Source organism: Roseateles chitinivorans (assembly GCF_002761755.1).
In the GTDB taxonomy this organism is placed as follows: domain Bacteria; phylum Pseudomonadota; class Gammaproteobacteria; order Burkholderiales; family Burkholderiaceae_C; genus Roseateles; species Roseateles chitinivorans.
In genome coordinates, this window is record NZ_PEOG01000009.1 from 19,601 (window position 1) to 34,915 (window position 15,315).

The following is a 15,315-nucleotide window of genomic DNA, read 5'->3' on the forward strand; positions in this document are numbered from 1 at the left end:
GCGGCACGGCGTCGTCTCGCCGCGATCGACTGCGGCGGATTGTGGACAGCCCGGCTCCATCGTCCTAGGTATGGCCAGGACTAGCTGCTATTCGGATCCGGCATGGCGACGGCGGGGTCGGCGGCGGGATGCGTTAAGCTCCCGCGCCCGTCGCGATGCGCCCTCCGCGCGCCGCCGGGCAGCGATTCACAGGTCGAAGGGAAGCAGTTGTGCAGGACGTGCGGGACACCGATGTCGTGATCATTGGCGCGGGTGCCGCCGGGCTGATGTGCGCCGCGCTGGCGGGGCAGCGCGGGCGCCGAGTGCTGCTGGTGGACCATGCCAACAAGGCCGGCAAGAAGATCCTGATGTCCGGCGGCGGCAACTGCAACTTCACCAACCTCTACACCGAGCCGGCCAATTTCCTCTCGCAGAACCCCCACTTCTGCAAGTCGGCGCTGGCGCGCTACACGCAGTGGGATTTCATCGCGCTGGTCAACAAGCATCAGATCCCGCACCACGAGAAGAAGCTGGGCCAGCTGTTCTGCGACAACAAGTCGATCGATATCCTGCGCATGCTGCTCGCCGAGTGCGAGGCCGTCGGCGTCAAGCCGATGCTGGAGACCTCGGTCGACCGGATCGAGAAGACCGACGCCGGCTACCGGCTCGAGACCTCCGCGGGCCCGATGCGCTGCCAGTCGCTGGTGATCGCCACGGGCGGCCTGTCGATCCCGACCATGGGCGCGACCGGTTTCGGATACCAGGTGGCGCGGCAGTTCGGCCACAACCTGCTGCCGACGCGCGCCGGGCTGGTGCCGTTCACCATCACCGACCAGCTGAAGGACCTGTGCAACGAGCTCAGCGGCACCTCGGTCGACTGCCTGGTGAGCTGCAACGGCAAGAGCTTCCGCGAGAACATCCTGTTCACGCACCGCGGCCTGAGCGGGCCGGCGATCCTGCAGATCTCGTCCTACTGGCTGCCGGGCCAGGCGGTGGAGATCAACCTGCTGCCGGACCTGGACGTCCCGGCCTGGCTCGCGCAGCAACGCAACGACCGGCCCAATGCCGAGCTCAGGACGCTGCTGGCCGAGCTGTTCACCAAGAAGATGGCCACGTTGATCGCCGAGCAGTGGTTCGTCTCCAAGCCGATCAAGCAGTACACCCACGCGGAGCTGGAGCAGATCGCGCAGCGCCTCTCGGCCTGGCAGGTGGTGCCGGCGGGCACCGAGGGCTACCGCACCGCGGAAGTCACGCTGGGCGGCGTCGACACCAAGGAGGTGTCGTCCAAGACCATGGAGTCGCTCAAGTCGCCGGGCCTGTACTTCATCGGCGAAGTCCTGGACGTCACCGGCCACCTGGGCGGCTTCAACTTCCAGTGGGCGTGGGCTTCGGCGCATGCGGCGGCGCAGTACGTGTAGAGACACGCCCTGACACCCGGGAGTGACGAATAGCCGGTTACCCTGCCGGCCGTTCCAATCGACGCTTCGTCGACCAGGGAGATCAAATGACCAAGACGATCCGATCCGGCGCCGCGTCTGCCGTGCGCCGCCGCAGCCTGCTCGCGGCCGGACTGGGCGGCCTGCTGGCCGCGCCGGCGATGAGCGCCCTGGCCGCTCCGGCCGCCGCCTCGACTGCCTTCACCGCCGCCGACTTCGACGCCTGGGCCGAACGCGTCGCCGCCGAACGCATGTCGCACGCGCCGGAGCACGCCACCCGCATGCAGTACTTCCAGGGCGAGGTCCAGGCCCGTCTCGACGGGCAGTGGGACTCGCTCTCGCGCGAGGACCAGCTCGCGGGCATCGCCCGCGACCGCCAGGCCCTGGCCGAGCTGGCGCGCTTCCCGCGCGAGGCGCTGTCGCCGACACAGCGCACCTCCGCCGCGCTGATGGCCTGGACGATGCGGCAGGACGTCGCCGAAGCCGAGTTCCTCGACCATCCCTACGTCTTCGAGCACATGGCCGGCGTGCACGTCGGCCCGATCACCTTCCTCGTGCAGGAACACCCGATGCGCAACGCCGGCGACGTGCGCAGCTACCTCAAGCGCATGGACGGCCTGGCCGCGCTGATGGACCAGGGCATCGTCCGCGCCCGCGCCGCGCAGGCCAAGGGCGTGCTGATGCCGCGCTTCATCACCGCGACCACCATCGGCCAGATCGAGCAGTTCGTGGCGCCGCGGCCGGCAGACAACCCGCTGGTGGTGTCGCTGGCGGACCGCATGGCCTCCCTGGGCGACATGGATGCCGGCGCCCGCAAGCGCGCCCGCGCGCGGGCCGAGGCCATCGTGGCGAAGTCCATCGTGCCGGCGTGGAAGCGCGGACTCGCGCTGATGCGCTCGCAGCTGCCGCTGACCACCGACGACGCTGGCGTGTGGCGCCTGCCCGATGGCGACCGGTTCTATGCGGCGCGGCTGCGCGCCAACACGACGACCGAGCTCACACCGGCCGAGATCCACGCGATCGGCCTGAAGCAGGTCGCCCGCATCGAGGCCGAGATGGACGGCCTGCTGCGTCAGCTCGGCTACACCGAGGGCAGCATCGAGCAGCGCTATCGCAAGATGGACGCCGACCGCCAGCCCAAGGACGCCGCCCCGCAGGTTCAGCTGCTGGACCGCTACACCACCTACCTGCGCGATGCCGAGACGCGTGCCCGGCTGCTGTTCGACGTGATGCCGAAGGCGCCCGTCGAGGTGCGCCGCGAGCCCGCGCTGACCGAGCCCACCGCCGCCGCCCACTACACGACCCCGGCGCCCGACGGCTCCCAGCCCGGCGTGTTCTGGGCGCCGCTGGCCGGCCCCACCTACGACATCGCGGACATGCGGACCCTGGTGCACCACGAGGCGATCCCGGGCCACCACTTCCAGCTCGCGATCCAGATGGAAGCGAAGGACCTGCCCTACTTCCGCCGCCGCGCCGCGTTCTCGGCCGGCTCGGCCTACGTGGAGGGCTGGGCGTTGTACGCGGAGCAGCTGGCCGTCGAAAACGGCTGGTACGAGGGCGATCCGGTCGGCCATCTCGGCCAGCTGTATGGGGCGCTCTTCCGCGCCCGCCGCCTGGTCGTCGATACCGGCCTGCACGCGATGAAGTGGACCCGCCAGCAGGCCATCGACTACGGCATCACTCCGCAGGAAGTCGACCGCTACGTCACCTGGCCCGGCCAGGCCTGCGCCTACATGCTGGGCCGGCTGCGGATCGAGGCGCTGCGCGAGCGCGCCCGCCAGCAGCTCGGCGAGCGCTTCGACATCAAGCAGTTCCACAACACCGTGCTGCTGACTGGGGACGTGCCGCTGACCGTGCTCGAGCAGGTGGTCGATGACTGGGTCGGCACACAGCGCGTGGCCGGCAGGTCCCCGGCGGCCGCGGCGCCCTGAGGCGCCGGCAGCGAAGCGGCGAGCACGCATCGCTGCGCGCCGCGATCCCGTGCGGCGGCCGCCGCCGCCCGCGAGGCCGAGGCCTCGCTCTTCACTCTGCGTCGTGTCCCGGTGCCGCCGGCACGATCCAGGGCGCGTGGCGACGCATCAGCTCGTCGACCCAGTCGATGAACACGCGCAGCTTGGCACTGACATTGCGGTTGGGCGGATAGGCGAGGTACATCGGCATCGGCGCCATCGTCCAGTCCTCGAGCAGCGGCACCAGTTCGCCGCGCGCCGCATGCGGCTCGGCCATGTAGCGAGGCAACCAGAGCACGCCCATGCCGGCGAGCCCGGCCGCCAGATAGGCGTTGCCGTCGTCGGCCGCGACGACGTAGCGGCCGCGCACCTCCACCGACTCCTCCCCGCGCCGCATCTCGATCGGCGCGATCCGTCCCGTGCTGGCGCGCAGGAAGCCGACGATGCGCTGCGGGTCCGCCTCGATGTCGCGGGGATGCGCGGGCCTGCCGGTCGCGTCGAGGTAGGACGGCGCGGCATACACGCCCAGCGGCAGCTCGCCGATGCGTCGCGCGATCAGCGAGGGCACGGTGACTTCGCCACCGCGCAGCACCGCGTCGACGTTGTCGCCGATGAGGTCGACGATGCGGTCGCTGACGCCCATGTCGAGCTGGATCTCCGGATGACGCGCATGGAACTCCGGCAGCGCCGGCATCAGGACCAGCCGCGCGAAGGGCGTCGGCACGTCGACCCGCAGCCGTCCGCGCGGCGACGCGGTGGCGCTGGACAAGGCCGTGTCCGCGTCGTCCAGGTCGGCGAGCACGCGCACGACCCGCTCGTAGTACGCGGCGCCGTCCGGTGTCACCCGCACCTGCCGGGTCGTGCGGTGCAGCAGCTTGACCCGCAAGCGCGCCTCGAGCTGCTGAACCAGCTGCGTCACGGTGGTCTTGCTCAAGTGCAGCGTCTGCGCCGCCTTGGTGAAGCTGCCGGCCTCCACCACGCGGGCGAAGGCGAGCAGCGCATCGAATCGGTCCATCGTCGAGCCACCTTGATTGCTGTTGGCGAGATCCGGCGCATTCTCTTCGCGGCCGCCTGGCGTCGGCGCGGCCCCGGCGGTAGATTCGCGCATCGCCCTCCGGAGACCCTGCCATGCGCCCTCGCCTCGCCACCGCGATTGCCCTGCTGTCCGTCGCACTCGCTCCCGCCGCCGTCCGCGCCGAGGACGCCCAGCTCGAACGGCTCAGCTGGCTGGCCGGCTGCTGGGCCGCCGAAAAGGGAGAAGCCGGCTCGGTGGAGCATTGGCTGCCGCTGGCCGGCGGCACGATGCTGGGCATCGGCCGCACGGTCAGGAACGGCCGCACCGTCGAGCACGAGTTCATGCAGATCCGCCTCGACGCCGAGGGCCGGCCGGTCTTCATCGCGCAGCCGTCGCGGCAGAAGGAGGCGACCTTCGTGGCCACCTCGATCGGCGAACGCGCCGTGACCTTCGAGAACCCGGCGCACGACTTCCCGCAGCGGGTGATCTACCGCGCCGTCGGCGACTCCGGACTCGCCGCCCGCATCGAGGGCACGCGCAACGGCGCATCACGCGGCATCGACTTCCCGATGCAGCGCGTCGCCTGCGAGGGGCCGAGGCCCGCACCCTGACGCCCGGCTCGCTGCCGCCATTCGGGCCTGAAACGCGACTTCATCGTCGATTCGCCGGGAGGCGGGCCGGAGGCCCGGCGCCCGGATCGCCGACAATCGCGCATGACCCGCACCGATCCCTCCGGCTCCGCCGCCCCGGCGGCGCCGACGCCCGCGTCCGAGGCCACTGCCTTCGACCGCCTGCCGCTCCCTCCCGCCATGCTGGCCAACCTGCGCCAGCTCGGCTACCTCTCGATGACGCCGATCCAGGCGGAAAGCCTGCCGCTGACGCTGGGCGGGCACGACCTGATCGCGCAGGCCAAGACCGGCAGCGGCAAGACCGCGGCGTTCTCGCTGCCGCTGCTGACTAACTTGAATCCGCGCCGCTTCGCCGTCCAGGCGCTGGTGCTGTGCCCGACGCGCGAGCTCGCCGACCAGGTCACCCAGGAGATCCGCCGCCTGGCGCGCGCCGAGGACAACATCAAGACGCTGACCCTGTGCGGCGGCGTGCCGATCCGCACGCAGCTCGCCAGCCTGGCGCATGGCGCCCACATCGTCGTCGGCACGCCGGGCCGCATCCTCGATCACCTGCAGCGCGAGACGCTGTCGCTGGAGGCGCTGAACACGCTGGTGCTGGACGAGGCCGACCGCATGCTGGACATGGGCTTCGCCGAGGACATCGCCCAGGTGGTCGCCCATTGCCCGAAGCAGCGCCAGACGCTGCTGTTCTCGGCCACCTACCCCGACGGCGTGGCCGCGCTGGCCGGGCGCTTCATGCGCGACCCGAAGTCGGTCACCCTGACCGAGCGCCATGCGGCCAACAAGATCCGCCAGCGCTTCTACGAGGTGACCGAGGCCGAACGGCTGCATGCCGTCGGCCTGCTGCTCAACCACTTCCGGCCGGCCAGCACGCTGGCGTTCTGCAACACCAAGCAGCAGTGCCGCGATCTCGTGGCCGTGCTGCAGGCGCAGGGCATCGTCGCGCTGGAGCTGCACGGGGACCTGGAACAGCGTGAGCGCGACCAGGTGCTGGTGCGCTTCGCCAACCGCAGCTGCAGCGTGCTGGTGGCGACCGACGTGGCCGCGCGCGGCCTGGACATCGCGCAGCTCGAGGCGGTGATCAACGTCGACATCACGCCCGATCCCGAGGTGCATGTGCACCGCATCGGTCGCACCGGCCGCGCCGACGAGGCCGGCTGGGCCTTCAGCCTCGCCAGCCTGGACGAGATGGGCCGCGTCGGCCGCATCGACCAGATGCAGGGCAGCATCAGCCCCTGGTACCCGCTGTCCGAGCTGACCGCGACCGCGGGCGGCCAGCCGCTGCGACCCCCGATGGTCACGCTGCAGATCCTCGGCGGTCGCAAGGAGAAGATCCGCCCTGGCGACGTGCTGGGCGCGCTGACCAAGGACCTCGGATTCGATGGCGCCCGCATCGGCAAGATCAACGTCAACGAGTTCTCCACCTACGTGGCCATCGAACCCGAACTGGCGGATCAGGCGCTGCGCGGGCTGAATGCCGGCAGGGTGAAGGGCAAGTCGGTGAAGGTGAGGCGCCTGTGAGCCGCTTCGTCGACCTCGGGCTCTCGCCCGCGCTGTTGCGCGCCGCGGAGGAGCTGGGCTTCGAGCAGCCCACGCCGATCCAGGCCGCCGCGATCGCGCCGATCCTGGCCGGCCGCGACCTGCTGGGCAGCGCCGCCACCGGCTCCGGCAAGACGGCCGCCTATGTCTTCCCGGTGCTGCAGCGCCTCGACGCCGGCGTGCGCCCCGCGCTGCGCCGCGCACAGGTGCTGGTGCTGGTGCCCACCCGCGAGCTGGCCGTGCAGGTCGGCGAGACCGTGATCCAGGTCGGGCGCTTCCTCCGCGAGCCGGTCAAGGTGTCGGTGCTGGTCGGCGGCGTGTCGATCAATCCGCAGATGATGGCGCTGCGCGGCGGCGCCGACATCGTCGTGGCGACGCCGGGCCGGCTGCTCGACGTGGTCGCGAAGAACGCGCTCAAGCTCGGCGATGTCGAGTGCCTGGTGCTCGACGAGGCCGACCGGCTGCTCGACGCCGGCTTCGCCGACGAACTGGCGCAGGTGCTGGCGCTGCTGCCGCGCCGCCGGCAGAACCTGCTGTTCTCCGCGACCTTCCCGGCCGCGGTGCAGGCGCTGACGACACAGCTGCTGCACGACCCGGTGCGGGTCGAGGTCAGCGGTGAACCGGCCACCGAGGGGCAGATCGAGGAGCATGCGGTCGAGGTCGACGCCGCGCGGCGCACGCCGCTGCTGCGCCACATGATCGAGCGCGGCGGGTGGTCGCGGGTGCTCGTCTTCGTCGCCACCCGCTATGCCTGCGACCATGTGGCCGACAAGCTGCGCCGGGCCGGCCTGGAGGCCGCCGCCTTCCATGGCGACGCCAGCCAGGGCGCGCGCACGCGCACGCTCGCCGATTTCAAGGCCGGCCGTCTGCGGGTGCTGGTGGCCACCGACCTGGGCGCACGCGGCATCGACATCGCGCGGCTGCCGGTCGTCGTGAACTACGACCTGCCGCGCGCCGCTGCCGACTACACCCATCGCATCGGCCGCACCGCGCGCGCCGGCGAGAACGGCCTGGCGGTGAGCTTCATCAGCGCCGCGACGGAAGCGCACTTCCGCCTGATCGAGAAACGCCAGGGACGCCGCGTCGCGCGTGAGCGCATCGCCGGCTTCGAGCCGACGGAGACCGCGCCGCCGGACGCGGCGACCGGCGGCATCAAGGGCCGGCGGCCGAGCAAGAAGGACAAGCTCCGCGCCGCGGCGGCAGCGGCAGAGCGCGGCGGCTGACGCCCTCGCCCTGGCGCGGGGATCGGGAAACCCCTCGCCTTCAGGGCGAGGCCATCGCGGACACTAGCGCCCAGGTTAATCGATTAACCTACGCCATTCAGATTCACCTTCTCCGCTGCCTGTCCGCCTTCGATGCTCACTCCTTCCGATGTCACCGCGGCCTTCGACCGCAACCGCCACTCGCATCGCCGCTTCAATCCGCTGGTCGGCAAATGGGTGCTCGTGTCGCCACAGCGCAGCCTGCGCCCCTGGCAGGGCCAGACCGAAAACCCGGACCTGGAGGTGCGCGCCTCGCATGACCCCGGCTGCTACCTGTGCGCCGGCAACACGCGCATCAATGGCGAGGTCAACCCGCCCTACACCGGCACCTTCGTCTTCGACAACGACTTCCCCGCGCTGATGGCCGATGTGCCGGCGCCGGACACGGGCGGCGCGCCGGTGGCGGCCGCCGGCCTGTTCCAGGCCGAGCCGGCGCGCGGCACGAGCCGGGTGATCTGCTTCTCTCCCGACCACGGCCGCAGCCTGCCCGAGCTCGACGAGGCCGCGTTGCGCGACGTCGTCGGCTGCTGGGCAGCGCAGACCCGCGAACTCGGCGAGCGCTGGCGCTGGGTCCAGGTCTTCGAGAACAAGGGCGCGATGATGGGGTGCTCCAACCCGCATCCGCATGGCCAGGTCTGGGCCAGCGACTTCGTGCCCGACCTGCCGGCGCGCGAGGACCGCCTGCAGCGCGAGTGGCTGGCCGCCCAGGGCGAACCGATGCTGCTGGCGGTCGCCCGGGCGGAGGCCGACGGCGAGCGCGTGGTCGTGCAGAACGACGACTGGCTCGCGCTGGTGCCCTACTGGGCCGAATGGCCGTTCGAGACGCTGCTGCTGCCGCGCTTCGCGGTGCAGCGGATGGACCAGCTGGGCGCGTCGCAGCAGGCCAGCCTCGCGGCCATCGTGCGCGCGCTGACGATTCGCTACGACAACCTGTTCCAGTGCAGCTTCCCGTACTCGATGGGCTGGCACGGCGCCCCCACGGGCCCCCAGGCCGAGCCGGCTCCGCATTGGCAGCTGCATGCGCACTTCCACCCGCCGCTATTGCGCAGCGCGACGGTGCGCAAGTTCATGGTCGGCTTCGAGATGCTGGCCGAAGCGCAGCGCGACCTCACGCCCGAGCAGGCCGCCGCGCGCCTGCGCGAGCAGCCGTCCACCCACTATCGCCAGCGCTGAGGCGCTCCCGCGCGGCGACGATCGCCCCTTCCACCCCGACGCCGATTGACCGGAGACCTCGGCCGACCGGCGTCCCTCCGCTTCCACCGCTTGCCATGACCTCTGCATCGACCGCCCTCCCGCCCACCGCGCTCGCCGCCGTGCGCGCCTTCACCGAGCGCCACGGCGTCGCGCCGACGGTGCTCGCGCGCGCGCCCGGCCGGGTCAACCTGATCGGCGAGCACACCGACTACAACGACGGCTTCGTGCTGCCGGTGGCGATCGATCGCGACACCTGGGTCGCGGCGGGGCCGCGCGAGGACGGCCAGGTGGACGCGCTGGCGCTCGACGAGCAGCAGGCCGACGACCGCTTCGCCCTCAGCGCCGAGCCGCCGCATTTCCCTGGCGGCGGCTGGCGCGACCATGTGCGCGGCACGCTGGCGCAGCTCGCCGCCGAACTGCCGACGCTGGCCGGCATGAACCTCGTCATCGCCGGCGATGTGCCGATGGGCGCGGGCCTGAGCAGCTCCGCCTCGCTGGCGCTGGCGCTGCTGCGCGCGGCGCAGCGCCTGGCGGGCGACACCCGCCTCGACGGCAAGCGCCTGGCGCGCCTGGCGCAGCAGGCGGAGAACCGTTTCGTCGGCTGCCAGTGCGGGATCATGGACCAGCTGGCCAGCGCGGAGGGCCGCGCGGGTCACGCGCTGCTGATCGACTGCCGCTCGCTGGACACCGAGCCGGTGCCGCTGCCCGCGGGCACCGCGCTGCTGATCGCGCACTCGCGGGTGCGGCGCGGCCTGGTCGACAGCGCCTACAACGAGCGCCGTCGCCAGTGCGAGGCCGCCGCCGCGGGCGTCGGCGCGAAGGCGCTGCGCGACGCGACGCTGGCGCAGCTGGAAGCCGCCGACCTGGACGACAAGACCTTCCGCCGCGGCCGCCACATCGTCACCGAGAACGAGCGGGTGATCGCCGCGACGCATGCGCTGCGCGCGGGCGACATGCGTCAGCTGGGCCTGCTGATGAAGCAGTCCCACGCCTCGATGCGGGACGACTTCGAGATCACCGTGCCGGCCGTCGACCAGCTCGCGGCGCTGTTGCAGGACGTCATCGGCGACACGGGCGGCGCGCGCATGACCGGTGGCGGCTTCGGCGGCTGCGTGATCGCGCTGCTGCCGCGGGCGCTGGTGCCGACGGCCGTCCAGGCGCTGGAGCAGGGCTACCGCTCGCCCGAGGGGCTGCCGGCGCTGGTCTACCTCTGTGAGGCGGGTCCGGGCGCCGAGGCGGGCCCAGCAGCGGTGTCGGGATGACCACCCTCGTCGAAGTGGCGCGGGCTGCGGGCGTCACCGCGGCCACCGTCTCCAACGTGCTGCGCAACCGGGGCAAGGTCGGCGAGGAGACCCGCCAGCGCGTGCTCGAAGCGGTCGAGCGACTGGGCTACCGGCCCAACCTGATGGCGCGCGCGCTGGTGGAAGGCAAGCCCCACACGATGGCGCTGCTGGTCAGCAGCATCGCCAACCCGTTCTATCCCGAGTTCGCGCTCGAGGTCGAACGCGCGGCGCGCAAGCTGGGCTACTTCCTGCTGGTGTGCAACACCAACGAGGATCCGGCGCAGGAACGGGCCTACCTCGACGCGATCGGCGGCGCGCTGGCGCAGGGCGTGATCGTGATGAACGCGGACTTCGTGCAGCTGGATGCGCTGCAGGACCTGCGCCGCCGCGGCGTGCCCGTGGTGCTGTGCATGTGGGAGCGGCCGCAGGAGCCGCCGCCGCTGCCCTGCGTGGCGGTGGACCTGTACCAGGCCGGCGTGCTCGCGGCGGAGCACCTGCTGCGACTGGGCCACCGGCGCATCGGCGTCGTCTGCGGCGGGGAGCCCGGCGGCAACCACCGCTGGCGGCTGCGCGGTTTCCTGGACACCTTGGAACAGGCCGGCGCGGCGCTGCCGCCGAGCTGCCTGCGCCACGGCCACGACACGATCGATGGCGGCCGCGATGCGGCGCACCGGCTGCTGGCAGGCGGGCCCGGGCTGACAGCGGTCTTCGCGACCAACGACCTGCCCGCGGTCGGCGTGCTGCAGGCTGCGGCGGAGCTGAGCCTGCAAGTGCCCGGGGACCTGTCGGTGATCGGCGTCACCGACATCCAGCTGGCGCGCCAGATGCGACCGCCGCTGAGCACCGTGGCGATGCCCACGACGGAAGCGGCGGCGCTGGCGGTGCAGCTGCTGCAGTCGGAGATCGATGCGTCGCCGGACCATGTGCCGCCGATGCGCGTGACCGAAGCGCCTCGGCTGGTGGTGCGCGCATCGACGTCGGCGCCGCGTCGCGAGGGCATCCTCGGCGGCGCGGATAGCGGCGACTGAGGCCCCGCGACACCGGTCGCCGCTCGGCGGCGGGTCGGCCCTCGCCGCGGTGCGGACCCGGTTCCCGCAGGTCTGTTGCCGCTCGTGATGAGTCGGTGATATCTCCACGGCGGGCTTGCGACAGAATGCCCGGCACTTCGCAGCGCCGTCCCGGGAGCCCGCTTGAATTCATTCCTCCAAGGCGCCAGCCGGCGCGATTTCCTGATGGTCGGCTGTGCCGTTCTCACCTCCGCCTGTGGCGGCGGCGGTTCCGACGGCGCCTCATCGGCGGTGGACGATGCCAGCACCGGCGCGGCGGCCGACATCACCGCGGAGGTCCTCGCCAACCGCGACATCACCCTCACCGGCGACTCGGTGATCAAGCTGCCTCCGGGCACGACGACCTACACCGGCGTCATCAGCGGCCAGGGCACGCTGCGCCTGTCCACCACCGCCTCGAGCACGCTGGTCATCACGAAGACCAGCACCTTCACGCTCCCGGTCGCGCGGCAGGTTCAGGTCGTCACGAAGAAGACGTATCCGGGCGCCGGCTACGCGTTCACCATCACCGGCGTCAACCCGCCGGTGCTGACCATCGATCCGGGCGTCACCTTCCAGATCGGCACCAACACCAGCGCCGACAGCTCGCCCAACGTCATCGCGACATCCGACAGCAAGAACGACGCGAGCCTGATCAACGGCGAGATCAACCTCAACAACATCCTGAACAACGGGACCCTCGTCATCAGCAGCTCGCAGTTCGTGCTCCTGGGCCAGGTGAGCGGCAGCGGCAGCATCCTGCAAGCGCCCGGCGTCTGGGGAGGCAATTCGTCGAGCGGGGTGAGCACCTATTCAGGCGTGCTGTCGCTCTCCGTGGGGCAGGACTTCGGCAGCAACCATGTGGCCGCATCGCTGGCCAACGCCAAGGCGGTCCTGAACGAGGGATCCTGGCTGGTCTGGAGCCCGCCCGGCAGCGTCGTCACGGTGACGCAGAACATCTACGAAGCCGCCTTCGGCAACGACATCAACTTCCATGCGATCGGCCCCTCGACGATCGTGATGTCCGGCGTCTACAGCCACACCGACAACAGTCCGCACAACCAGCCGAACCTGGTCAATCCGGGCCTGAGCGATCCCGAACTGAACTTCGCCAAGACGATCTACCGCGAAGGAGCGAACGCGCCGAACGGCAACGACGCCAGCTACCGCGGCATCAACATCGAACGCGGCGCGGGCACGGTCCAGTGGGGCGACGGCACGCATGCCAACTTCTTCCTGCCGTCGGCCCCCTCGCCCGCCGAGGTCGATCCGCCGCTGGGCAAGAAGAACGCCTACATCAACCTGCGGAGCGGCACGCTCGCGTTCAACTACAACGGCCCGGTGACGCTGCACATCGGCATCACGGGGGGCGGCGGCGGCCCGCACCGGGACGGCTCCGTGGGCAACGGCAACGTGAAGATCATGCCGACGCCCGGCAACGACGTGACCTTCGCCCAGCCGCAGAACTACAACGGCACCACGACCATCGGTGCCAACGCGATCCTGCGCCTGGGCACGGGAACGCCGGTGCCGCTGCGCTACATCACGATCCATGCGACGCGGGGCAAGTCGACGGTGCTGCAGGCCACCTACAGCGGCGACGCCAGCCTGCTGACCGCCGAATCGCCAAATGGCGTCGCCACCAACGCCATCGTCAACGACGGCCAGCTCATCGTCCAGAACACGACGACCGCGATCACGCTGTCCAACATCAGCGGCAGCGGCAGCCTCGCGCACAACGGCGCCGCGGCGCTCACGCTGCGCAACAACAGCTACAGCGGTGCGACCACGCTCAACGCCGGCACGACGCTGGCGGACAGCGCGAACGCGATGGGCACCGGCTCCGTCGTCAACAACGCCGCGTTGGCGCTGACGGGTGGGCAGCGCGAGCTCACGCTGGGCGGCAGCTTCCAGCAGGGCGCCAACGGTCAGCTGACGCTCGCCATCGCCGGCTCGACGCCGGGCGTGGACCATGACCACCTCACCGTGGCCGGTGCGGCGGTGCTCGGCGGCACCTTGTCGCTGAGCTTCAGCGGCGGCGTCTCCAAGGGACAAAGGTTCGTGCTGATCAATGCCGCGGGTGGCGTGAGCGGCTCGTTCAACTCGATCGTCAGCAGCGGCGCGACCGTGGTCGGCGGGCAGGACGGGAACAGCTTCTTCGTCACGGTGCAGTAGTCACCTCCGCCCCCGGGTTAGCTCTAGTTAATTAGTGCATCGCGCGAACTAACATCCTCATCCGAACTGGCCTGATCAGATCGCCTCAACGCGACCGCCAGCAAGGAGACAAAAGGAATGTCGACTCTCACCAGGCGCGGTGCCGTCCGTGCGGCGCTCGCCTCGGTCGCCGGCGCCGGGCTCGCGGCTTCGGCCCCCGCCGCGACCGGCCCCGCGCCGGCCACGTCCGCCGCGTCGTCGCGGCCGCCCTCGTTCGGACGCGGCCGCGAAGGCCAGCGCACGGCCGACCTCGGCAACGGCACCTATCGCAATCCCATCGTGCCGGGCGATCGCCCCGACCCCACGCTGCTCAAGGACGGCAGCGACTACTACCTGACCTTCTCCTCGTTCAGCTCCTACCCGGGCGTCGTGATCTGGCACTCGACGGACCTGGTGAACTGGGCCCCGATCACCGCCGCGCTGCGCCAGCCGATCGGCACTGTCTGGGCGATGGACCTGATCAAGCATGACGGCCGCTACTTCATCTACATCCCCGCGATGCAGGAGAACGGCTCCAAGATCTACGTCATCCACGCCGACGACATCCGCGGCCCCTGGAGCGATCCAGTGGACCTCCACCTGGGCGACTGCATCGACCCCGGCCACGCCGTCGGCGAGGACGGCAAGCGCTACCTCTTCGTCAACGGCGTGCGCCGCATCCGCCTCAGCGACGACGGCCTGTCCACCATCGGCCAGCTCGAGCCCGCCTACACGCCCTGGCAGTACCCCAAGGACTGGGTCGTGGAGATGTTCGCCCCCGAGGGCCCGAAGATCTTCCGCCGCGGCGAGTGGTTCTACCTGATCGCCGCCGTCGGCGGCACCTCCGGCCCGCCGACCAGCCACATGGTGACCCTGGCCCGCTCGCGCTCGATCCACGGCCCCTGGGAGGACTCGCCCCACAACCCGATCGTCCGCACCCGGAGCGCCGACGAGCCCTGGTGGTCGCGCGGCCACGCGAGCGTGGTCGAAGGTCCCGGCGGCGACTGGTGGATGGTCTACCACGGCTATGAGAACGGCATGCGCACGCTCGGCCGCCAGACGCTGCTCGAGCCCGTCGAATGGACGAAGGACGGCTGGCTGAAGGCCCGCGGCGGCACGCTCGCGCGTCCGCTGCCCAAGCCGCGCGGCGGCCGTCCCTCGCCCGCCGGCTTCGACCTGTCCGACGACTTCGACACCGATCGCATGGGCGTCCAGTGGACGCTCTTCGCGCCCGACGCCAAGGACGGCGAGCGCGTCTCGCGGCGCGACCGCGCGCTGGTGCTGAAAGCCAAGGGCCGCTCGCTGGCGGACTGCTCGCCGCTGACCTGCCTGGTCGGCGACCGCAGCTACGAGGCGAGCGTCGAGATGGAGATCCCCGGCGACGCCCACGGTGGCCTGGCGCTCTTCTACGACGGTCGCTGCTTCGCCGGCATCGGCGCGAGCGCGCAGGAGATGCTCACCTACAACTACGGCCAGGAGATCGGCTGGATGCGGCAGAAGCTGCCAGCGACCTCCGGGCCGCGCCTGCTGCATCTGCGGCTCACCAACCGCGAGAACGTCGTCACCTTCCACACCTCGCCCGACGGCAAGGACTGGACGCAACACCCCTGGCAGATGGAGGTCTCCGGCTTCCATCACAACGTCTTCGGCGGCTTCCTCAGCCTGAAGCTGGCGCTGTTCAGCGCCGGCCAGGGCGAAGTGCGCTTCCGCCGCTTCCGCTACCGCGGGCTTCCCGCCTGACCCTTCATCCGGACTTCCAAACCCATGTCGCTCACTCTCTCGAGACGCAA

The 15,315-nt window shown here is 71.0% G+C and carries 11 protein-coding genes; 10 read left to right on the forward strand and 1 reads right to left on the reverse strand.

Features of this window, described 5'->3' with window-relative positions:
- The first annotated feature begins 218 nt into the window (after positions 1-218).
- Both CS062_RS03710 and CS062_RS03715 read left to right on the forward strand, forming a co-directional pair.
- Positions 219-1,397, forward strand: a complete 1,179-nt coding sequence (locus CS062_RS03710; RefSeq protein ID WP_099860233.1) for a BaiN/RdsA family NAD(P)/FAD-dependent oxidoreductase — start codon at positions 219-221, stop codon at positions 1,395-1,397.
- An 86-nt stretch (positions 1,398-1,483) separates the two neighbouring features.
- A complete protein-coding gene (locus CS062_RS03715) occupies positions 1,484-3,346 on the forward strand; it encodes a DUF885 domain-containing protein (RefSeq protein WP_233217895.1) in 1,863 nt (620 codons plus the stop codon).
- Between the two features lie 91 nt (positions 3,347-3,437).
- Here the strand turns inward: CS062_RS03715 and CS062_RS03725 are convergent, their stop codons facing one another.
- Complete coding sequence (locus tag CS062_RS03725) at positions 3,438-4,379, reverse strand: LysR family transcriptional regulator (RefSeq protein WP_099860112.1); 942 nt, start codon at positions 4,377-4,379, stop codon at positions 3,438-3,440.
- A 113-nt stretch (positions 4,380-4,492) separates the two neighbouring features.
- Here CS062_RS03725 and CS062_RS03730 point away from each other — a divergent pair, with 113 nt between their 5' ends.
- From CS062_RS03730 to CS062_RS03765, 8 genes are all read left to right on the forward strand, one after another.
- A complete protein-coding gene (locus CS062_RS03730) occupies positions 4,493-4,990 on the forward strand; it encodes a DUF6265 family protein (RefSeq protein WP_099860113.1) in 498 nt (165 codons plus the stop codon).
- A 198-nt stretch (positions 4,991-5,188) separates the two neighbouring features.
- The gene (dbpA, locus tag CS062_RS03735) at positions 5,189-6,529 is read left to right on the forward strand and encodes an ATP-dependent RNA helicase DbpA (protein WP_233217905.1); all 1,341 of its coding nucleotides are present in this window, start codon (positions 5,189-5,191) and stop codon (positions 6,527-6,529) included.
- Positions 6,526-7,770 carry a DEAD/DEAH box helicase gene (locus tag CS062_RS03740; RefSeq protein WP_099860115.1) on the forward strand — a complete coding sequence of 415 codons (1,245 nt, stop codon included), beginning with the start codon at positions 6,526-6,528 and terminating at the stop codon, positions 7,768-7,770. Before dbpA ends, CS062_RS03740 begins: the two co-directional genes overlap by 4 nt.
- Before the next feature lie 132 nt (positions 7,771-7,902).
- On the forward strand, positions 7,903-8,982 hold the full coding sequence (locus CS062_RS03745; protein WP_099860116.1) for a UDP-glucose--hexose-1-phosphate uridylyltransferase: 1,080 nt from the start codon (positions 7,903-7,905) through the stop codon (positions 8,980-8,982).
- A gap of 95 nt (positions 8,983-9,077) precedes the next feature.
- Positions 9,078-10,265 (forward strand): galactokinase, encoded by a 1,188-nt coding sequence (galK, locus tag CS062_RS03750; RefSeq protein WP_099860117.1) that lies wholly within the window; start codon positions 9,078-9,080, stop codon positions 10,263-10,265.
- The gene (locus CS062_RS03755) at positions 10,262-11,314 is read left to right on the forward strand and encodes a LacI family DNA-binding transcriptional regulator (RefSeq protein ID WP_099860118.1); all 1,053 of its coding nucleotides are present in this window, start codon (positions 10,262-10,264) and stop codon (positions 11,312-11,314) included. Before galK ends, CS062_RS03755 begins: the two co-directional genes overlap by 4 nt.
- A 162-nt stretch (positions 11,315-11,476) precedes the next feature.
- A complete protein-coding gene (locus CS062_RS03760) occupies positions 11,477-13,507 on the forward strand; it encodes an autotransporter outer membrane beta-barrel domain-containing protein (RefSeq protein WP_233217896.1) in 2,031 nt (676 codons plus the stop codon).
- A gap of 117 nt (positions 13,508-13,624) precedes the next feature.
- Positions 13,625-15,265, forward strand: coding sequence for a family 43 glycosylhydrolase (locus CS062_RS03765; RefSeq protein ID WP_099860120.1), 1,641 nt, complete (start codon positions 13,625-13,627; stop codon positions 15,263-15,265).
- The last annotated feature ends 50 nt before the right edge of the window (positions 15,266-15,315 follow it).

Coding starts and splice junctions, on each gene's coding strand:
- CS062_RS03765 (WP_099860120.1), top strand. CDS start 13,625: ATGTCGACTCTCACCAGGCGCGGTGCCGTCCGTGCGGCGCTCGCCTCG.
- galK (WP_099860117.1), top strand. CDS start 9,078: ATGACCTCTGCATCGACCGCCCTCCCGCCCACCGCGCTCGCCGCCGTG.
- CS062_RS03745 (WP_099860116.1), top strand. CDS start 7,903: ATGCTCACTCCTTCCGATGTCACCGCGGCCTTCGACCGCAACCGCCAC.
- CS062_RS03755 (WP_099860118.1), top strand. CDS start 10,262: ATGACCACCCTCGTCGAAGTGGCGCGGGCTGCGGGCGTCACCGCGGCC.
- dbpA (WP_233217905.1), top strand. CDS start 5,189: ATGCTGGCCAACCTGCGCCAGCTCGGCTACCTCTCGATGACGCCGATC.
- CS062_RS03715 (WP_233217895.1), top strand. CDS start 1,484: ATGACCAAGACGATCCGATCCGGCGCCGCGTCTGCCGTGCGCCGCCGC.
- CS062_RS03730 (WP_099860113.1), top strand. CDS start 4,493: ATGCGCCCTCGCCTCGCCACCGCGATTGCCCTGCTGTCCGTCGCACTC.
- CS062_RS03725 (WP_099860112.1), bottom strand. CDS start 4,379: ATGGACCGATTCGATGCGCTGCTCGCCTTCGCCCGCGTGGTGGAGGCC.